Source organism: Buttiauxella selenatireducens (assembly GCF_031432975.1).
Taxonomy (GTDB): domain Bacteria; phylum Pseudomonadota; class Gammaproteobacteria; order Enterobacterales; family Enterobacteriaceae; genus Buttiauxella; species Buttiauxella selenatireducens.
In genome coordinates this window covers 1,690,457-1,710,917 of record NZ_CP133838.1, presented here as the reverse complement: position 1 = coordinate 1,710,917, position 20,461 = coordinate 1,690,457, and the positions used below count along the sequence as shown (strand labels likewise).

The 20,461-nt window shown below is 50.8% G+C and carries 13 protein-coding genes; 8 read left to right on the top strand and 5 right to left on the bottom strand.

The window, feature by feature from the left end; all coding sequences use genetic code 11:
• The first annotated feature begins 34 nt into the window (after positions 1–34).
• From RHD99_RS07905 to baeR, 6 genes are read left to right on the top strand one after another with little or no spacing between them, the layout of a single operon-like run.
• Positions 35–1,285: an MdtA/MuxA family multidrug efflux RND transporter periplasmic adaptor subunit gene (locus RHD99_RS07905; protein WP_309878282.1), complete on the top strand. Its 1,251-nt coding sequence runs from the start codon at positions 35–37 to the stop codon at positions 1,283–1,285.
• Positions 1,285–4,419: an MdtB/MuxB family multidrug efflux RND transporter permease subunit gene (locus RHD99_RS07900; RefSeq protein ID WP_309878280.1), complete on the top strand. Its 3,135-nt coding sequence runs from the start codon at positions 1,285–1,287 to the stop codon at positions 4,417–4,419. The genes RHD99_RS07905 and RHD99_RS07900 overlap by 1 nt, the downstream gene beginning before the upstream one ends.
• Positions 4,420–7,503, top strand: a complete 3,084-nt coding sequence (gene mdtC / locus RHD99_RS07895; protein WP_309878279.1) for a multidrug efflux RND transporter permease subunit MdtC — start codon at positions 4,420–4,422, stop codon at positions 7,501–7,503.
• Positions 7,500–8,915 carry an MFS transporter gene (locus tag RHD99_RS07890; protein ID WP_309878277.1) on the top strand — a complete coding sequence of 472 codons (1,416 nt, stop codon included), beginning with the start codon at positions 7,500–7,502 and terminating at the stop codon, positions 8,913–8,915. The genes mdtC and RHD99_RS07890 overlap by 4 nt, the downstream gene beginning before the upstream one ends.
• The gene (baeS, locus tag RHD99_RS07885) at positions 8,912–10,306 is read left to right on the top strand and encodes an envelope stress sensor histidine kinase BaeS (protein ID WP_183269863.1); all 1,395 of its coding nucleotides are present in this window, start codon (positions 8,912–8,914) and stop codon (positions 10,304–10,306) included. The genes RHD99_RS07890 and baeS overlap by 4 nt, the downstream gene beginning before the upstream one ends.
• Complete coding sequence (gene baeR, locus RHD99_RS07880) at positions 10,303–11,025, top strand: envelope stress response regulator BaeR (protein ID WP_309878275.1); 723 nt, start codon at positions 10,303–10,305, stop codon at positions 11,023–11,025. The genes baeS and baeR overlap by 4 nt, the downstream gene beginning before the upstream one ends.
• A 30-nt stretch (positions 11,026–11,055) precedes the next feature.
• Here baeR and RHD99_RS07875 read toward each other — a convergent pair whose 3' ends face one another.
• From RHD99_RS07875 to RHD99_RS07860, 4 genes are all read right to left on the bottom strand, one after another.
• Positions 11,056–12,144, bottom strand: a complete 1,089-nt coding sequence (locus tag RHD99_RS07875) for an Ig-like domain-containing protein (protein ID WP_309878273.1) — start codon at positions 12,142–12,144, stop codon at positions 11,056–11,058.
• Positions 12,145–12,234: 90 nt separating this feature from the next.
• Positions 12,235–13,122 carry a SinI family autotransporter-associated protein gene (locus RHD99_RS07870; protein ID WP_309878271.1) on the bottom strand — a complete coding sequence of 296 codons (888 nt, stop codon included), beginning with the start codon at positions 13,120–13,122 and terminating at the stop codon, positions 12,235–12,237.
• Between the two features lie 52 nt (positions 13,123–13,174).
• Positions 13,175–15,430, bottom strand: coding sequence for an inverse autotransporter beta domain-containing protein (locus tag RHD99_RS07865; protein ID WP_309878270.1), 2,256 nt, complete (start codon positions 15,428–15,430; stop codon positions 13,175–13,177).
• Between the two features lie 375 nt (positions 15,431–15,805).
• A complete protein-coding gene (locus RHD99_RS07860) occupies positions 15,806–16,453 on the bottom strand; it encodes a helix-turn-helix domain-containing protein (protein WP_309878269.1) in 648 nt (215 codons plus the stop codon).
• A 196-nt stretch (positions 16,454–16,649) separates the two neighbouring features.
• Between RHD99_RS07860 and trhP the strand changes: the two genes are divergently transcribed.
• The gene (gene trhP, locus RHD99_RS07855; protein WP_064545158.1) at positions 16,650–18,011 is read left to right on the top strand and encodes a prephenate-dependent tRNA uridine(34) hydroxylase TrhP; all 1,362 of its coding nucleotides are present in this window, start codon (positions 16,650–16,652) and stop codon (positions 18,009–18,011) included.
• Positions 18,012–18,271: 260 nt separating this feature from the next.
• Positions 18,272–19,171 (top strand): lipid kinase YegS, encoded by a 900-nt coding sequence (gene yegS / locus RHD99_RS07850; protein ID WP_309878267.1) that lies wholly within the window; start codon positions 18,272–18,274, stop codon positions 19,169–19,171.
• Positions 19,172–19,335: 164 nt separating this feature from the next.
• Here the strand turns inward: yegS and fbaB are convergent, their stop codons facing one another.
• Positions 19,336–20,388, bottom strand: coding sequence for a class I fructose-bisphosphate aldolase (gene fbaB / locus RHD99_RS07845; protein WP_270144361.1), 1,053 nt, complete (start codon positions 20,386–20,388; stop codon positions 19,336–19,338).
• Between the last annotated feature and the right edge of the window lie 73 nt (positions 20,389–20,461).

Sequence of the window (20,461 nt, the reverse complement as noted above, 5' to 3'; positions counted from 1 at the left end):
GCCTAATCGTTTCAGGAAGAGAAGACCGACACATATGAAAGGCACTTTCACCGCACGTTGGATAGGGATTGCAGCCGCAGTCATTGTCGTTATCGCCGCCGTTTTTTACTGGCGCAGTACGAGTTCCAGTAACGACACCTCGGGTACGCAATCTGCACAACAACGCACTGCTGGCGGTAGCCGCGGGATGCGCGGCGGTGCGTTGGCTCCAGTTCAGGCGGCAACGGCGACCAGTGAATCGGTGCCGCGCTACCTGACCGGGCTTGGAACGATTACCGCCGCGAATACCGTGACGGTTCGCAGCCGTGTCGACGGGCAACTGCTGGCGATTCATTTCCAGGAAGGGCAACAAGTTAAAGCCGGTGATTTGCTGGCAGAAATTGACCCTAGCCAATTCAAAATTGCCTTGGCTCAGGCGCAAGGGCAACTCGCAAAAGATCAGGCTACTCTGGCAAATGCTCGCCGCGACCTCGCGCGTTTTCAGCAACTGGTCAAAACCAACCTGGTGTCACGCCAGGAACTGGACGCGCAACAAGCGTTAGTCAATGAATCTGTCGGAACGATCAAGGCCGATGAAGCCGCCGTGGCCAGCGCGCAATTACAACTCGACTGGAGCCGCATCACCGCGCCGATTGATGGCCGTGTCGGTTTGAAACAAGTTGATATTGGTAACCAGATTTCCAGTAGCGACACCACGGGCATTGTGGTGTTGACCCAAACACATCCCATCGATCTGATTTTTACCCTGCCAGAAAACGATATTGCCACCGTGGTAAAAGCGCAGAAAGCAGGATTAACGCTGAGCGTTGAAGCCTGGGATCGCACCAACACGCAGAAACTTAGCAGCGGATCTTTGCTGAGCCTTGATAACCAAATCGATGCCACAACCGGCACCATCAAACTTAAAGCGCGTTTCAATAACGAAGATGACGCCTTGTTCCCCAATCAATTCGTTAATGCGCGCATGTTGGTTGATACCCAGCAAAACGCGGTCGTTATCCCCACGGCTGCCGTACAAATGGGCAACGAAGGTCACTTCGTTTGGGTACTCGACAACGAAGATAAGGTCAGTAAACATCGGGTGACGGTCGGTATTCAGGATAGCCAGAAAGTCGTGATTACCGCCGGGATTTCGACCGGTGACCGAGTGGTCACAGACGGTATTGACCGTCTGACAGAAGGCGCGAAAGTGGAAGTGGTCGAGGCGCACTCAACAACCTCCGAGCTTCCCGAAACTCGCCCTGAAACACAGCCAAAACACAAACGTAACGGAGCGACGTCCTGATGCAGGTGCTACCACCAAGCGCCACAGGAGGCCCATCACGCCTGTTTATCCTGCGGCCTGTTGCCACCACGCTTTTGATGGTGGCTATCTTGATTGCCGGGATTATCGGTTATCGCTTCCTGCCGGTTTCAGCACTGCCCGAAGTCGATTACCCGACGATTCAAGTCGTTACGCTCTATCCGGGTGCCAGCCCGGACGTCGTGACATCGGCGATTACCGCCCCCCTTGAACGTCAGTTTGGGCAGATGTCCGGGCTCAAACAGATGTCCTCACAAAGTGCTGGTGGTGCCTCGGTTGTGACGCTGCAATTCCAGCTCACGCTGCCGCTCGACGTGGCCGAACAAGAAGTTCAGGCAGCCATTAACGCCGCCACTAATCTGCTGCCAACCGATCTGCCAAATCCGCCGGTATACAGCAAAGTTAACCCTGCCGATCCGCCGATTATGACGCTCGCCGTGACCTCAACCGCGATGCCGATGACGCAAGTCGAAGATATGGTGGAAACGCGTGTCGCGCAGAAAATTTCACAGGTTTCCGGCGTCGGTCTGGTGACGCTTTCCGGCGGCCAGCGCCCTGCCGTACGCGTGAAACTGAACGCGCCCGCGATTGCCGCTCTTGGCTTAACCAGTGAAACCGTGCGCACCGCCATTACCAGCGCCAACGTGAACTCGGCAAAAGGTAGCCTGGATGGCCCGGAGCGTGCCGTGACGCTTTCGGCAAACGACCAAATGCAGTCGGCCGATGAATATCGCAATCTGATTATTGCTTACCAAAACGGCGCACCAATTCGCCTTGGCGATGTGGCAACCGTTGAACAAGGTGCCGAAAACACCTGGCTCGGAGCCTGGGCCAACAAGCAGCCCGCCATTGTGATGAACGTGCAACGTCAACCTGGCGCGAACATCATCGACACCGCCGACAGTATTCGTGCGATGTTGCCCGCATTAACCAAAAGTTTGCCGAAATCGGTTGAGGTCAAATTACTCAGCGACCGCACCACCAATATTCGTGCCTCCGTTACCGACACGCAGCACGAGTTGATGCTCGCCATCGCACTGGTGGTGATGATTATTTATCTGTTCCTGCGCAATGTCCCGGCAACCATTATTCCCGCAGTGGCGGTTCCGTTGTCGCTGATTGGGACGTTCGCCGTCATGGTGTTTCTCGACTTCTCAATAAACAACCTCACGCTAATGGCATTAACGATAGCCACCGGCTTTGTGGTTGATGATGCGATTGTGGTTATCGAGAACATTTCGCGCTACATCGAAAAAGGTGAAAAGCCACTGGCCGCCTCGCTAAAAGGGGCTGGCGAGATTGGCTTTACGATTATCTCGCTGACCTTTTCGCTGATCGCAGTGCTGATTCCCTTGTTATTTATGGGCGATATTGTGGGGCGCTTATTCCGTGAATTTGCCGTCACGCTGGCTATCGCCATTTTGATCTCGGCGGTGGTGTCGCTGACGCTGACGCCGATGATGTGCGCCCGCATGTTAAGCCACGAATCGCTACGCAAACAGAACCGTTTTTCTCGCGCCAGCGAGCGTTTCTTTGACCGTGTCATTGCCGGATATGGCCGCCTTTTAGCCCGCGTATTACACCACCCGTGGCTGACGTTGGGCGTGGCTTTTGGCACCCTGGCACTAACCATCGTGCTGTGGATTTTCATTCCGAAAGGCTTCTTCCCGATTCAGGATAACGGCATTATTCAGGGAACGTTACAAGCGCCACAATCGGTTTCATTTGCCAGTATGGCGCAGCGTCAGCAGCAAGTTGCCGATGTGGTGATGAAAGATCCGGCGGTAGAAAGCCTGACGTCGTTTATTGGCGTAGACGGCACGAATCCGTCACTAAACAGCGCGCGTTTGCAAATTAACCTCAAGCCGCTCAGCGACCGTGACGACCGTATTCCGGTCGTTATCGAAAGACTGCAAAATGCCGTCGCCCGAGTGCCGGGCGTTGAGCTTTATTTGCAGCCGGTGCAAGACCTGACCATTGATACCACCGTCAGCCGCACGCAGTATCAGTTCACCTTGCAGGCCACATCCCTTGACGAACTCAGCACCTGGGTGCCGAAGCTAACCGAAAAACTGCGGGCTTTGCCAGAATTGGCGGATGTCAGCAGCGACTGGCAGGATCAAGGTCTGGTGGCGTATGTGAATGTTGACCGGGCCAGCGCCAGCCGTCTGGGTATTTCGATGTCAGATGTGGACAACGCGCTGTACAACGCTTTTGGTCAGCGCCTGATTTCCACTATTTATACGCAAGCCAATCAGTATCGCGTTGTTCTTGAACACGATACCCGCGCAACACCAGGTCTGAGTGGGCTGGATAACATCCGTCTAGCCAGCACTGATGGCGGCAGCGTTCCGCTCAGCGCGATTGCCAAAATCGAGCAGCGCTTTGCGCCGTTGACAATCAACCATCTCGACCAATTCCCGTCGACCACGTTCTCCTTCAATGTAACCAGTGACCATTCGCTGGGAGAAGCGGTAGAGGCAATTTCGGCTGCGGAAAAAGATCTCGCGATGCCGACAGATATGTCCACCCAATTCCAGGGCAGCACCCTCGCCTTCCAGGCCGCATTAGGCAACACGATTTGGCTTATCATCGCATCCGTTGTGGCGATGTATATCGTACTCGGCGTGTTATACGAGAGCTTTATTCACCCGATAACCATTTTGTCCACGCTGCCGACAGCTGGGGTCGGCGCCTTGCTGGCACTGATGCTGGCGGGTGCCGAACTGGATGTGATTGCCATCATCGGTATTATTTTGCTCATCGGTATCGTCAAGAAAAACGCCATCATGATGATCGACTTTGCGTTGGCGGCCGAGCGTGAACAAGGGATGAAACCCTACGATGCGATTTATCAGGCTTGTTTGCTGCGTTTTCGCCCGATTCTGATGACTACGCTTGCCGCTCTGCTGGGGGCGTTACCGCTGATGCTGTCAACAGGTGCCGGTGCTGAACTGCGCCGCCCGCTGGGGATTGGCATGGTTGGTGGGTTGCTGGTCAGCCAGGTGCTGACGCTCTTCACCACGCCGGTTATCTATTTACTGTTTGATAATCTGTCGCACGCTGTGCGCCGCCGTTTTGGTCGTCGTGAAGATCATCGTGAAGAGGAAGTGTAAGTGAAATTCTTCGCACTGTTCATCTATCGACCGGTCGCCACCATTTTGCTAACGGTCGCCATCACCTTGTGCGGCGTGTTGGGCTTCCGTCTGCTGCCGGTTGCTCCACTGCCGCAGGTAGATTTCCCGGTGATCATGGTCAGTGCTTCACTGCCGGGTGCTTCGCCGGAAACCATGGCCTCGTCGGTCGCCACACCGCTTGAACGCGCGCTCGGGCGCATTGCGGGGGTTAACGAGATGACCTCATCAAGTTCACTCGGCAGCACCCGCATTATTCTCGAATTTACGTTTGATCGTGATATCAACGGTGCTGCGCGTGACGTGCAGGCCGCCATTAACGCCGCGCAAAGTCTGTTACCCAGCGGGATGCCAAGCCGTCCGACCTATCGCAAAGCCAACCCGTCAGATGCGCCCATTATGATCCTGACGCTGACCTCCGACACGTTTTCTCAGGGGCAATTATATGATTTCGCCTCCACGCAACTGGCGCAAACCGTCGCACAGATTGATGGCGTGGGCGATGTGGACATCGGTGGCAGTTCACTCCCGGCGGTGCGCGTGGCGCTCAATCCGCAAGCGCTGTTTAACCAGGGCGTTTCACTGGATGCGGTGCGCAAAACCATTAGCGATGCCAACGTGCGTCGCCCACAGGGTGCACTGGAAGATAACTCACAACGCTGGCAGTTACAGACAAACGATGAACTAAAGACGGCGGCGGAGTATCAGCCGTTAATCATCCATTACAACAACGGCGGTGCAGTGCATTTGAGCGATGTCGCCACCGTTACCGACTCCGTTCAGGATGTGCGCAACGCCGGGATGGCCAATGCAAAACCGGCTATTTTGCTGATGATTCGTAAATCGCAGGAAGCGAATATCATCGAAACGGTGGACAGGATCCGGGCGAAACTCCCTGAACTGCGTGAAACCATTCCGGCTTCAATAGATTTGCAAATTGCGCAGGATCGCTCGCCGACCATTCGTGCGTCGCTGGCTGAAGTCGAGCAATCGCTGGTTATCTCGGTCGCGCTGGTGATTCTGGTGGTCTTCCTGTTTTTGCGCTCAGGCCGGGCGACACTTATCCCTGCGGTGGCCGTTCCGGTGTCGCTTATCGGGACCTTTATCGCCATGTATCTGTGCGGTTTCAGCCTGAATAACCTGTCGTTGATGGCGTTAACCATCGCCACCGGTTTTGTGGTGGATGACGCCATCGTGGTGCTGGAAAATATTTCGCGCCATCTCGAAGCGGGTGTGAAACCGTTACAGGCCGCACTGCAAGGGGTACGCGAAGTCGGATTTACCGTGCTGTCGATGAGCCTGTCGCTGGTGGCGGTGTTCTTGCCGCTATTGTTGATGGGCGGGTTGCCAGGGCGATTATTTAAAGAGTTTGCCGTCACGTTGTCGGTAGCCATTGGGATTTCGCTGGTGGTGTCGATAACCCTTACGCCGATGATGTGCGGCTGGTTGTTAAAGAACAAACCGAAACATACACCTGTCCGCAATCGTGGTTTTGGACGCCTGTTAGTGGCGATGCAGCAGGGCTACGGACGCTCACTTAAATGGGTGCTCAATCACACTAAACTGGTGGGTGTGGTGCTGTTAGCGACCATAGCACTTAACATCTGGCTGTATATCGCCATCCCAAAAACCTTCTTCCCGGAACAAGATACCGGGCGATTGATGGGCAATATTCAGGCCGACCAGAGCATTTCCTTCCAGGCGATGCGCGGTAAATTGCAGGATTTCATGAAAATTGTTCGCGATGATCCTGCCGTAGAGAATGTGACCGGTTTCACCGGCGGTTCACGGGTCAACAGCGGCATGATGTTTATCTCGCTAAAACCGCTTTCTGAGCGTAAAGAGACTGCGCAGCAGGTCATTGACCGCCTGCGTAAATCGCTGGCGAAAGAGCCAGGTGCCAGTCTGTTTTTGATGGCGGTACAGGATATTCGCGTCGGCGGCAGGCAGGCCAACGCCAGTTATCAGTACACCCTGCTTTCTGATAATTTAGCCGACCTGCGAACCTGGGAGCCTAAAATTCGCCAGGCGCTGGCAAAACTGCCGCAGCTTGCTGACGTCAACTCAGACAGCCAGAACAACGGTGCGGAAATGGATCTGATTTATGATCGTGAATCCATGGCACGTCTGGGAATTAGCGTCGAGGACGCCAATGCCTTGCTTAACAACGCCTTTGGGCAGCGCCAGATTTCAACAATCTATCAACCGCTTAACCAGTACAAAGTGGTGATGGAAGTTGACTCGCGCTACACCCAGGACATCAGTGCGTTAGATCAAATGTTCGTCATTAACAAAGACGGCAAGGCGATTCCGTTATCGTGGTTTGCGAAATGGCAGCCTGCTAATGCTCCGCTGTCGGTCAATCACCAGGGGTTATCTGCGGCCTCAACGGTCTCCTTCAACCTGCCAACTGGCGTGTCTCTATCGGAAGCAAGCGAAGCGATTGACCGCACCATGACCGCACTCGGCGTGCCTTCAACCGTGCGCGGCATGTACGCCGGAACCGCGCAAGTTTTCCAGGACACTATGAAATCCCAGGTGATGCTGATTATCGCCGCCATTGCCACGGTTTACATCGTATTGGGGGTTTTGTATGAGAGTTACGTTCACCCGCTGACTATTCTGTCCACTCTGCCTTCAGCGGGGGTCGGAGCACTGCTGGCGCTGGAATTATTTGGAGCACCGTTTAGCCTGATTGCGCTCATCGGTATCATGCTGTTAATCGGCATCGTGAAGAAAAATGCCATCATGATGGTGGACTTTGCCATCGACGCGCAGCGCAACGGCAACTTGTCGCCGGAAGATGCGATTTTCCAGGCCTGTTTATTACGTTTTAGACCAATAATGATGACGACATTAGCGGCGCTGTTTGGCGCATTGCCATTAGTGCTGACCAGCGGTGACGGCGCGGAACTTCGCCAGCCGCTTGGGATTACGATTGTTGGCGGTCTGGTCGTCAGTCAGTTGCTGACGCTGTACACCACGCCGGTGGTTTATCTGTTCTTTGATCGTTTACGGATACGGTTTGTGCGAAAAGCTCGTAAAGATGAGGTATTGAACCCATGACCGAATTGCCTGCCGCCGTCCGCTGGCAACTGTGGATTGTCGCCTTCGGCTTCTTCATGCAGTCGCTCGACACCACCATCGTCAACACCGCCCTCCCTTCTATGGCGGCAAGCCTTGGGGAGAGCCCGTTACACATGCACTCGGTGATTGTTGCCTATGTGCTGACGGTGGCGGTGATGCTGCCTGCCAGCGGCTGGCTGGCTGACCGGGTTGGCGTGCGCAATATATTTTTCACCGCCATCGTGCTGTTCACCATTGGCTCACTGTTTTGTGCTCATGCATCGACACTTAACGAACTGGTCATGGCGCGAGTGGTGCAAGGGATTGGCGGGGCGATGATGGTCCCTGTTGGGCGTTTGACGGTAATGAAAATTGTCCCACGCGAACAGTATATGGCAGCAATGACATTCGTTACGTTACCCGGGCAAATAGGCCCATTGCTCGGCCCGGCGTTAGGCGGCGTGCTGGTGGAGTACGCGTCCTGGCACTGGATTTTCCTGATCAATCTACCGGTTGGCATTATCGGTGCGATCGCGACGTTGTGGCTGATGCCGAACTACACCATGCAGACACGTAAATTCGACATGATGGGTTTTGTATTTCTTGCGTTTGGCATGGCGGCACTGACTATCGCACTGGATGGTGCCAAAGGTTTAGGCATCCCACAATCTACGCTCTGGCTGTTAGTTGGCGGTGGCGCCGCAGCGATAGCGCTCTATTTATGGCATGCCAAAGCCAATGACAGCGCCTTGTTCAACCTCAATTTATTTAAGACTCAAACCTTTTCACTCGGTCTGCTGGGGAGTTTTTGCGGGCGCATCGGCAGCGGTATGATCCCCTTTATGACGCCGGTATTCTTGCAAATCGGTCTTGGATTTTCCCCGTTCCATGCGGGCTTGATGATGGTGCCGATGGTACTCGGCAGTATGGGCATGAAACGTATTGTGGTGCAGGTCGTTAACCGCTTTGGCTATCGCAATGTGCTCGTCACCACCACGCTGGGCCTGGCGCTGGTAATTCTGATGTTCATGGGCACCGCTTTGATGGGTTGGTATTACCTGCTACCGGTGGTGCTGTTCTTGCTCGGCATGGTGAACTCCACCCGTTTTTCGTCGATGAACACCCTGACGCTAAAAGATTTGCCTGATGACCTCGCAAGCGGCGGCAACAGTATGCTGTCGATGGTGATGCAACTGTCTATGAGTATCGGCGTTACCATCGCCGGGATGCTGCTTGGGATGTACGGTCATCATCAACTGACAGCGGATAGCACGGTGGTTCATAGCGTCTTTATGTACACCTATCTGAGCATGGCGCTGGTTATCGCCCTCCCCGCGTTGATTTTTGCTCGCGTCCCAAAAGACACCACAAAAAATGTCGTGATTGCACGGCGTAAAAGGAGGAGCTCATGAAGCTCTGGCGTCCAGGCATTACCGGCAAGCTATTTTTGGCCATTTTCTCCACCTGCTTACTGGTATTGGCCATTATGCATTGGGGCGTGCGGCTCAGCTTCGAACATGGGTTTATTGATTACATCAAACGCGGCAATGAACAGCGCCTGGAAATGTTAAGTGACGCACTTGGCGAACAATATGCCCAGCACGGTAACTGGCAGTTTCTGCGCAATAACGACCGTTTTATGTTCAAACTGTTGCGCTCTTTTGAGCATGGCGATGAAGAAAACCGTAACTTGCCACCGCATGGCTGGCGTACGCAGTTTTGGGTGGTCGATCAGGATTACAAAGTGCTGGTAGGCCCGCGTGGCCCCGTGCCGACAGACGGCATGCGCCGTTCAATTAACGTAAATGGCCGTGATGCCGGATGGGTAGTCGCCTCACCCGTTGAGCGATTAACGCGCAATACCGATATTAATTTCGACAGGCAGCAACGCCGCACCAGTTGGATTATCGTCGCCCTTTCCTCTCTACTGGCGGCAGCAGCCACCTTCTTGCTGGCTCGCGGTTTACTTGCACCGGTAAAACGCCTGGTTGAAGGCACACATAAACTGGCGGCGGGGGATTTCTCAACCCGCGTCGACTCCACCAGCCAGGATGAGCTGGGCAAACTGGCGCAAGACTTTAACCAACTCGCCAGCACGCTTGAGAAAAATCACAATATGCGGCGCGCATATATGGCTGATATTTCACATGAATTGCGCACTCCGCTGGCAATTTTACGCGGCGAACTGGAAGCGATTCAGGATGGGGTGCGTAAATTCACGCCCGAATCGGTAGCTTCGTTACAAATGGAAGTCGCCACGCTAACTAAACTTGTCGACGATCTTCACCAGTTGTCGATGTCCGACGAAGGGGCGTTGGCCTATCAGAAGCAGTCGCTGGATATCATTAACCTGTTGGAAATTGCGGCGGGTGCGTTTCGTGAACGCTTCAATTCTCGCGGGTTAACCATTAGCCTTGCCCTGCCGGACAGCGTGACCATTTTTGGTGATAGCGACCGTTTAATGCAGTTATTCAATAACCTGCTGGAAAACAGCCTGCGCTACACCGATACAGGTGGCCAATTGGTTATCTCCGGTGAAGTTGTCCAGCAGCGTTTCGTGATGCATTTCGCCGACAGCGCACCGGGCGTGAGTGACGAACAGCTAGCCATGTTGTTTGAGCGTTTCTACCGCACTGAAGGCTCGCGCAACCGTGCCAGTGGAGGCTCAGGGCTTGGGCTGTCCATCTGCCAGAACATTGTCGAGGCCCATAACGGCAAGCTATACGCTACGCATTCGCCTTTCGGTGGGGTTAGCATTACAGTAGAGATACCTCTACAGTCAGAATCTTTGAGACCTGTATGATTGAGTTACCAATAGACGAAAACACACCGCGCATCTTAATTGTTGAAGACGAGCCTAAACTTGGGCAGTTGCTTATTGATTACTTACGCGCTGCCGGTTACGCGCCGGAACTCATTACCCACGGCGATAAAGTGCTGGCGTTTGTGCGTCAGACTCCCCCAGACCTGATCCTGCTCGATTTGATGCTGCCCGGCACCGACGGGCTGACGTTGTGCCGCGAAATCCGTCGCTTCTCTGAAGTACCGATTGTGATGGTCACAGCGAAAATCGAGGAAATTGACCGCCTGTTAGGGCTGGAAATTGGTGCCGATGATTACATCTGCAAGCCTTACAGCCCGCGGGAAGTCGTGGCGCGCGTCAAAACAATTTTGCGCCGCTGCAAACGCCAGCGAGATCCGATTCTTACCGACGAAATCAGCCCGCTGATTATCGACGAGGGCCGTTTTCAGGCAAGCTGGCGCGACAAACTGTTAGATTTAACGCCAGCAGAGTTCCGCCTGCTCAAAACCCTTTCCCACGAACCGGGCAAAGTGTTCTCGCGCGAACAATTGTTGAACCAGCTTTATGACGATTACCGCGTCGTCACTGACCGCACTATCGACAGCCATATTAAAAACCTGCGCCGTAAGCTCGAAGCGTTGGATGAAGAGCAGTCGTTTATCCGCGCGGTTTATGGTGTGGGATACCGTTGGGAAGCGGACGCCTGCCGGATTGCATGAAACTGCGGGGTAATTTACCCCGCATATTTATTACTCAATACAAGCAACGCCTTCTGGAGTCTCAGCCCCATTCGACGATTGATGCCCGTCTGAAAGATACATGTAAGCATAGGCATCTTCATCAGCAACCATTTCATCAGATGACCAGAATACGGACCCCACGTGCGGAACATCCTCAATACTGCTTCCCCACTCCTGCCATAGTGCATCGCTCGGGACTTCACGCTTGCCCTTCGCTGTAGACAAATCTTCCATCGCTGGCAAACGATAACCCTGGTTTTCACACCAGGCCTTCGCGTCATACCAGCTCATTTTGGTATTTTCGCTAAAAATAAAAAATTTCTGCGGATTAAAGGTGATCGTTCCTTTCACCTCGTTATGACGAGCAGTGATTCTGAATGCCCCTTTCGCCTTGATAGTGACAAGCCCGGTATTGCTAACGGTTGCAATGGCTGGATTAGTGGTCGTCCACTCATCAATTTGCTCATCTACGTTATCGGTTTCTAATTGTATTTGGGCACCCGAAAACGCGGTATGAAGTGTGTTACCGGCAGGCACACTGTAAGTTGCAGCATTATTTAATGGTGCAACTATATAGCTCGTTATATTTAAAATGTGCGGATTAACAGGGCCAGTTGGGATGTTATCGTTGACATCATAAGTCGATATATCTTTGATAGCGATCGCGTTATTTTCCCGTGGGAGGCCAGTGATTGTTGTGGGTATTATGTTGACCCCAACGGTACAACCTTTATCAACAGGATGAATGACATATTGATTAATACCCGTAGCCAGCACGCGCTTATTATTACTTGTATCGGTACAAATCCATTCTACTGTTGGGAGTGAGGCTTCTTCATCACCTTCAGCATCAGCGACGGTCCACGACAATTTAATGATATCGGTGATATCTAATTCATCATCTACCCCCATCGTTTCACTGACTCGTTGAAAACTGACCTTACCAGCTTCATTATTATCATTATAAATAACAGGGGGAGTCCCATTAATGATCCCCGTACTGCCCGTTAAATCATTTGCATTGGCTTTAACAAACGAGCTTAAAAACATAAATAAAATAAAGGCCACTGCGCGGCTGTTAATACTCTTTATTTTCATGATTTCACCATGCAATGGCTAAATGAATAAGAGGCATCCTTGTAATGGGAATTGAGCACCAAAGTGCTCAACTCCCACTCTTCCCACAGATTATTTACGCTTGGTCGATTTCAAAACAGCTTTAACTTTTGCGTTGTAATCGACTTTCAGGCTGTAACCCTGGACACCATCTGCACCCGCCGTTGCAAATACATTTTTCGCATCAACGTTTGTGGCCGGGATGGTCAAGTCTTTGTTGTCTGTGCTGCTTACAGCATCACCACCGGCAGTGCCAGTTGTTGCACTCGTGCCGCCGAAGACCCATTTGTAGTTATAGTTAGCCGATGCATCGAGTTCGCCCGCATCTTTTGTACCGTTATTGTTAACGTCATACCAGACCTGGAACTGATAAGTGTGGCCAACTTGCAGTTTGCTATCCGCTTTACCAATTAAGTTAACCGTTGGTTCAGCGCTATCGACGATTGCAGTACCGATGGTGCCGCCCACAATTGGACCATCGGGAATACCGTCCGAACTATCGTTTTTACTGACGTCATTAATGACGATAGTTTGCCCAGTCGCTGGCACCCCTGTTGAGGTTTGTTCCGTAATTTCTGCCCCTAAATAGAGCCCAGCATCAGTATTCTGAATGGTATAAAAATCCTTTCCATCGCTGCCCGACAACATCTTTTTATTCGCCCCAACGCCATCCGTCGTGGTAAACCATTTGATGGAAGTGTTACTGCTATCCTTATCCCCTTCAGCATCTTTTATCAGGTAAGCCAACGAGATTTTGTCACCCGGAACCATCCCATCAATTGAACCACCGGTATGGTCATTTGAGAAAGAAACAGTATGGTCTGGACCGCCCGGGCCAGATGTAATCACAGGCACGGTACCGTTAAGCGTACCTGCCGAGTCTGTCATAACTGCCATAGCAAAGGGACTGCAACTGACGAAGACAAAGCTTGCCAGCAGTGTTTTATTAAATGTTTTCATATTGATATTGACTCATAAAGTTAGTATTAACTATTACCTGAATCCTCTGAGCCTATTTTGCTGCGCGCAGATTATTCATAATTTGTTGCCCTGACGGTGTTAACTGGTAATCAACTTTCAGTTCATATCCCTGCACTCCATCCGCGCCTGCATTAGCAAATACCTGGCTTGATTGCGCGTTAGTTTCAGGAATGAGAATCGTATTATTATTTGTCGAATTCACTGCGTAACCACCTTTTGTTCCGTCAGATGAATCACCAGCAAAAAACCATTTATAATCGACCAACGAAATTAATGGCGTCGGGTTACTATCCGAAACAGTTTCACGATCTGTCGCATCCCACTGCCCGTTATTATTGCTGTCATAGGCAATTTTGAACTGATATTTATGGCCAAGTTTAAGCACATTGCCTTTCGTCGCAGTTAAATTAACGGTTGGATTTTCGCTATCAACGATCGCGCTATAAATCATGGTGCTCGCTGGGCTAAAATCGACTAATACCGCGTTCGTTTTCTTGGTATTGTCATCATCCTTTGATGCTATTACCGAAAAGACTCCGCTCATCGTACTGCCTAATACTGCTTCAGAGCCGGATGGTGGTTCTTTATAAAAAAGGCATTCGCTGCCTGAAGTACATTCGCTTTTTGAAGCATGAATCGTGACTTCCTGAGAATGCGATTTATCTTCCATTTTATAAGCATGGAAGGTTAACCCCAGGTTCTGGGCATCAACTGGCGTCGTTTCACCCGCAAGACCTGAAACTTTGGCACCACTGGCGACAAGATTTGCAAAACTATTACCATTGGCAAGTAGCTTGATGGCCTTTTTCGCTTCACCACTGTCATCAATGACTAGCTGATAATTAATAGGTGCTTCTGTCACGATGATATTCACGGCATTAGATTGTTTCGTATGCCCTTTATCATCCACCAGCGTTAATGCAAGCTTGTATTTATTCGCATTCGGATCGGTTGAATCCACCCATGCCGGGAACGTCAGCATCCAATGATTGTCCTGCCCGTTACTGATATTTCCTGATGTTAAAGCGGGTAATCCAAGTGTGTTTTCCGGGCTGAAGCTGCTCATCGGTACCCACTGCGCGCTCTTAAGTTTAAGATGCGAGGTCACGGTAGCATTGACTGTCCAATGGCAGCCCTCATAAGCCTCAGCGCTATCGGGGTCATCAGCCAGAATACAGGCAGCCGCTGTCCCGGTAGGTTTGAGATAAAGCCCTACATCAAGATCATTTTTCTCACGATACTCCAGCACGATGTCATTATTGCGGTCGACAAAATCCATTCGACTACCCGCAAGGGTACGCATTTGCGCGACTTCATCACCATCAAGCTGTTTTGATAAAGGGACACCGATGCGATAATCCAGGCTCAAATTTGCCGTCGCTTCGTTTGTTTCCGTATCCCCTTTTTTGTAGCCAGCTTGCAGGGTAATCAACGGAACCGGCGTGTAATCAATGCCCACCGTCACCGCAGACGGGTCTTTCTGCAAATTATCGGTACCAAATAACGCAACCTGATCGCCGTAGTATTTTTCATATACTAATGATGAACCCAGCTGCGGATAAGCAGGCAAATAAGCCTGCATACGTAAATCCCAGCCACGGGCAGGACGTTCCTCGTAATCTTCAAGATCCGGTGAGTCTTTCCATGAAGAAAGCGGGAGATAATAGTTTCCACTCAATTTCAAATAATTTGTCCAGGCTTCACCACCGAAGCCCGCACGATGATGCCCGCGAGTGATATCGTGGTCATAAAAAACGTTGGAACCCAGCATCCACTCTTTAGCAATATTGTGACGAACGCCCGCCCCCATATTTGCAATAGTACGCCCGTCTTTATTGTGGACTGAAAATTGACTGAACCAGAGGTCACTTTCCCCTTCATACCACGGAATTAAATAATCCAGCGAAGAACCATCAAGATTGCCTTTATCATTAATATTTAAACTTGTTGCAATATGACCATAGGGCGAAAGTAGCGACTCAATTTTTGTTTGTGCAGCGTCTGTCGCCAACGTTTTACCATATTGCAAAGCTTGAGACTTCATTCCTTCTGGCGTCAAGTTATAGAAATTACTTTGTGCTTGACTGACCAAAATTTCAGAAGTTTTTTTCTCAATGAGATTATTTTTATCACTTAAAGCTGAAGCTGTAGGTGAACTATGCTCACTCATAATGGAATCACTACTTCCGAGGTCAGGCAAAACGATGTTATTAGCAGAATAACTAACACCTGGAAATAACATACTTAACGATGGCGCCATCAGAAAATAAAATATTATCTTTTTCATACACACCGAAAAGTATTATCGGCAGAGAGTCACCTTTAATAGAGTGGCTAAATAAAAATCTCGTACCGTGCTGGGAATGAATCAAATTATGAACGTGTTTATTGACCATTGAAATATCCAAAACTGGATAGAATTTTAGCTTTATAAAGATTCATAAGCGATGGCACAACCCACAAAAAAGATAAAAGCCTGAAAATACAACAAGCTAAATAATCGATCATTTGTATGATTAAATTTTTCATATAGATAATCCATATGAAACAAGTTAATTCCTGGACGATGACCCGATCACGAATCGAAGTGTAGGAAGGCGGACAGTTCGTATAAATACAATCAGTCCGGAAGGATTAGCGGTAATGAAAAATAAGATATTTTTCAGTAACTTTTGGGGAAGTTATTGAGGATTTTGATCAGCTTTCCGTGGTGAATTTCGATATAGCCACCGAAACGCAGATCTGCCAGCACTTTCATTACGCCGCTCCGCGCAAGATTTGAACGCTGCAAAATGTAATCAGCGACACTTAGCCTTGCACGCTCGTCATCAGCATAATGAGCTAACTCTTTAAGAAATAAACAAACAGTTTCATAAGTAGAGCTGTTTATCAGCATTGATTCATGATGCAGTTGCCGATCATTGAGATAACCCTGGTAGTAAAACATGTCACGCCACAACGACTGCTGCTCGATTATTTCTATTGCCGTTTGCAATGGTAGCGTACTGACTTCACTGCCTGCCGGGAATTGTAAATGATAATATTGAGATCGATACGCAGAGCCTTGCAACCCGAGTATTGTCGGTGCAAAAGCGGTTTCGACCAGCCGATTATCCACCTCACGCCATATATCCACTCGCCCCTTTGTCACCACGAAAACCTCAAACCCCGCGTTTTTACCTTTTAAGCGAGCCTCGGTGTGCTTGCCAACAAGCGGGAAAGGTTCGGAAATATGGGTAAAAGCAGCAATCAAGCGATTCAGGCTTTCCAGAGGCTTTTCTATAACACTACGATTATTCAAATCATTCATAAAATAGCCAAATTCATTGTGATTTCGCTAAGTATAACCTAAATAATTCAAGGTATAAGAGCGTGCACCGGCAACGATGGTTTACTCCCCTTTCCCATAACGTTACAATTCCCACCCTAAAATTGTGGCAATCCCACTTTTCCAAGCCGCTTCATCAGGTGAGGCGGTTCTGACCTGATATCAGAACGAGAACATCATGTTTAAACCAGAACTTCTTTCGCCAGCCGGAACGCTGAAAAATATGCGTTACGCTTTCGCCTATGGCGCCGATGCGGTTTACGCGGGCCAGCCGCGCTACTCCTTACGCGTACGCAATAACGAGTTCAATCACGAAAATCTCCAGTTGGGTATTAACGAAGCCCACGAATTGGGTAAAAAATTCTACGTGGTTGTCAACATTGCCCCGCACAACGCCAAACTGAAAACCTTTATCCGTGACCTGAAGCCGGTTATCGATATGGGCCCAGACGCTCTGATAATGTCCGACCCCGGCCTTATCATGATGGTGCGCGAAGCGTTCCCGGAAATGGATGTTCACCTGTCCGTGCAGGCCAACGCCGTAAACTGGGCAACCGTGAAGTTCTGGAAACAAATGGGGCTGACCCGCGTCATTCTTTCTCGCGAACTCTCCCTTGAAGAAATTGCTGAGGTCCGTGAGCAAGTGCCGGACATGGAGCTTGAAATCTTCGTTCATGGCGCATTGTGCATGGCCTACTCTGGCCGTTGCCTGCTTTCGGGTTACATCAACAAGCGCGACCCAAACCAGGGAACCTGCACCAACGCCTGCCGTTGGGAATACAAAGTTGAAGAAGGCAAAGAAGATGATGTGGGCAATATCGTGCATCTTCACGAGCCGATTCCGGTGCAAAACATCGAACCTACGCTTGGCGCAGGTGCGCCGACCGATAAAGTATTCATGATGGAAGAAGCCAAGCGTCCAGGTGAGTACATGACGGCGTTCGAAGACGAACACGGCACCTACATCATGAACTCGAAAGATCTGCGGGCAATTGAACACGTTGAACGCCTGACTAAAATGGGCGTACATTCGCTGAAAATTGAAGGCCGTACCAAATCCTATTACTACTGCGCGCGCACCGCTCAGGTCTATCGCCGTGCGATTGATGATGCAGCAGCAGGAAAACCGTTTGACCCAACACTTCTGACCACACTCGAAGGTTTGGCGCACCGTGGCTATACCGAAGGTTTCTTGCGTCGCCATAATCATGATTCCTATCAGAACTATGACTACGGCCACTCGGTTTCTGAAACTCAGCAGTTTGTGGGTGAATTTACCGGGGAACGTCGTGGCGAGCTGGCGGCAGTAAAAGTGAAGAATAAATTCCTGCTGGGCGACAGCCTGGAGTTAATGACACCGCAAGGTAACGTCACTTTTACTCTCGAAGTGCTGGAAAACACCAAAGCGCAACCGATTGATGTCGCGCCTGGAGATGGTCATACCGTATGGATGCCTGTGCCGGAAGATGTATCGCTGGATTATGCGCTGCTAATGCGTAACCTGGCAGGTCAGACCTCACGAGATCCGCACGCTAAATAGTTAATTTGCGTTATTTTTTCGCGCTGAGAAAATTCTTAGAAACCGATCACACACCGCTTCGTTAGATGCGGTTATTATCTCAGCGCTGAAAAACATAACCCATAAATGCTAGCTATACCAGGAACCACCTCATTGGCCTGTGAAATCTCCCTTTCACAGGCCTTCTTTTTTGCTCAAGCCCTCAGACTCATCTCGTTCTTAACCGTAAACGCCACGCATAAGATACACTCTCAATTCAACGATAATTCCTGAGGTATGCCATGGAGCAGTTACCAGTAACGCTTGTTATCCTGAACGGTAAAGGTGCAGAAAACGACACCTTACGCAGCGCGGTGAAAGTCATGCGTGAAGAGGGATACACAGTGCATATCCGTGTAACCTGGGAAAAAGGGGATGCGATACGTTATGTTGAAGAGGCCTGGCGTATGGGTGTGGCAACTGTCGTCGCAGGTGGTGGCGATGGCACTATCAACGAAGTGGCGACCGCACTTGCACAGCTTGCCCCGGAACACCGCCCGGTGTTGGGGATTTTACCGCTGGGCACTGCAAACGATTTTGCCACCAGCGTCGGCATTCCTCAGGAGCTGGATAAAGCGCTACAACTGGCGATTGTCGGCAAAGGCGTGGCCATAGACCTGGTTCAGGTTAACGAATCTTCCTTCTTTATTAATATGGCTACCGGTGGATTTGGCACACGCATTACGACCGAAACACCAGAAAAACTGAAAGCCGCACTCGGTGGTATCGCCTATTTTATTCACGGCCTGATTCGCATGGATACACTCAAACCAGACCGTTGCGAAATTCGCGGGGAAGAATTCGAGTGGCAAGGTGACGCGTTGGTTATTGGTATTGGCAATGGTCGCCAGGCAGGTGGTGGGCAACAACTTTGCCCGCAAGCGTTGATTAATGACGGGCTGTTGGAGCTGCGTATTTTTACTGGCGAAGAACTACTGCCAGCCATTTTTAACACGCTTACGCGCCCGGATGACAGCCCGAATATTATTGATGGGCGTTCATCCTGGTTTGAGATAACGGCCCCGCATGATATTACGTTTAACCTGGATGGCGAGCCGCTGACCGGACAGAAATTCCGTATTGATATCCACCCCAATGCTCTCAGTTGCCGCCTGCCACCAAATTGCCCGCTGTTGGGCTAGCGGTTATTTACTGCATATAAAGAAGGTGCCTGGCTGGTGACATGAATGCCCTCACCCCGACCCTCTCCCACGGGGAGAGGGAGAAAAATCATGGTTCCCTCTCCCACGGGAGAAACAAAGCTATCCCCTCTCCTGGGGGAGAGGGTTAGGGTGAGGGCAATTGATCAGGCGATACTGACTTTTCCATCCAGATAAACATCCTGGACCGCGTTGATTAACTTCACGCCTTCAGACATGGATTTCTTAAAGGCTTTGCGTCCCAGAATTAACCCCATACCGCCTGCACGCTTGTTAATTACCGCAGTACGAACTGCGTCCGTGAGGTCGGTTTCACCTCCTGCAGCGCCACCAGAGTTAATCAAACCGGCGCGTCCCATGTAGCAGTTTGCCAGTTGATAACGCACCAAATCGATAGGGTTATCGCTGGTCAGTTTGGTGTAAACGCGGTCATCGGTATAACCAAAGTTTACGGCTTTGTAGCCCCCGTTATTCTCCGCCATTTTCTGCTTCACGATATCCGCGCCGATCGTGGCCGCCAGATGATTCGCCTGCCCTGTGAGGTCAGCACTGACGTGGTAATCCACTCCCTCTTTTTTGAAATCTGGATTACGCAGATACGCCCACAGCACTGTCACCAGCCCCAGCTCATGCGCACGTTCAAACGCCACAGAAATTTCTTCAATCTGACGACGTGATTCCGGTGAGCCAAAGTAAATAGTCGCGCCTACTGCCACGGCTCCCATATTGAACGCCTGCTCAACGCTTGCGTACAACGTCTGGTCGAAGGTATTGGGGTAACTCAACGTTTCGTTGTGGTTCAGTTTGACGAGGAAAGGAATGCGATGGGCGTAGCGACGCGATACCGAAGCCAGCACGCCATAGGTTGAAGCCACACAGTTACAACCCGCTTCAATCGCCAGTTCAACAATGTTCTTAGGGTCAAAATAGAGCGGGTTTGCCGCGAAAGATGCTCCGGCGGAGTGCTCAACGCCCTGGTCTACGGGTAAAATAGAGAGGTAACCGGTGCCAGCCAGACGACCGGTGTTATATAGCGTCTGCATATTACGTAACACCGCAGGCGGACGGTTGTTGTCCACCATTACGCGGTCTACATAATCAGAGCCAGGCAGATACAACTGGTCTGCCGGAATAGTCATACAACGATGCTGTAACAAGCTGTCGGCATCTTTGCCAAGCAACTGCGCAATATCAGTCATAATACGCTCCCGTTATTTCAGCGAGCCCCCTGCCCACTGAGAATGGATATTCCTGACCTGCTTGAACGTAGAT

Coding starts and splice junctions, on each gene's coding strand:
- trhP (WP_064545158.1), top strand. CDS start 16,650: ATGTTTAAACCAGAACTTCTTTCGCCAGCCGGAACGCTGAAAAATATG.
- RHD99_RS07890 (WP_309878277.1), top strand. CDS start 7,500: ATGACCGAATTGCCTGCCGCCGTCCGCTGGCAACTGTGGATTGTCGCC.
- RHD99_RS07865 (WP_309878270.1), bottom strand. CDS start 15,430: ATGAAAAAGATAATATTTTATTTTCTGATGGCGCCATCGTTAAGTATG.
- RHD99_RS07900 (WP_309878280.1), top strand. CDS start 1,285: ATGCAGGTGCTACCACCAAGCGCCACAGGAGGCCCATCACGCCTGTTT.
- RHD99_RS07870 (WP_309878271.1), bottom strand. CDS start 13,122: ATGAAAACATTTAATAAAACACTGCTGGCAAGCTTTGTCTTCGTCAGT.
- yegS (WP_309878267.1), top strand. CDS start 18,272: ATGGAGCAGTTACCAGTAACGCTTGTTATCCTGAACGGTAAAGGTGCA.
- RHD99_RS07875 (WP_309878273.1), bottom strand. CDS start 12,144: ATGAAAATAAAGAGTATTAACAGCCGCGCAGTGGCCTTTATTTTATTT.
- baeS (WP_183269863.1), top strand. CDS start 8,912: ATGAAGCTCTGGCGTCCAGGCATTACCGGCAAGCTATTTTTGGCCATT.
- baeR (WP_309878275.1), top strand. CDS start 10,303: ATGATTGAGTTACCAATAGACGAAAACACACCGCGCATCTTAATTGTT.
- fbaB (WP_270144361.1), bottom strand. CDS start 20,388: ATGACTGATATTGCGCAGTTGCTTGGCAAAGATGCCGACAGCTTGTTA.
- RHD99_RS07860 (WP_309878269.1), bottom strand. CDS start 16,453: ATGAATGATTTGAATAATCGTAGTGTTATAGAAAAGCCTCTGGAAAGC.
- RHD99_RS07905 (WP_309878282.1), top strand. CDS start 35: ATGAAAGGCACTTTCACCGCACGTTGGATAGGGATTGCAGCCGCAGTC.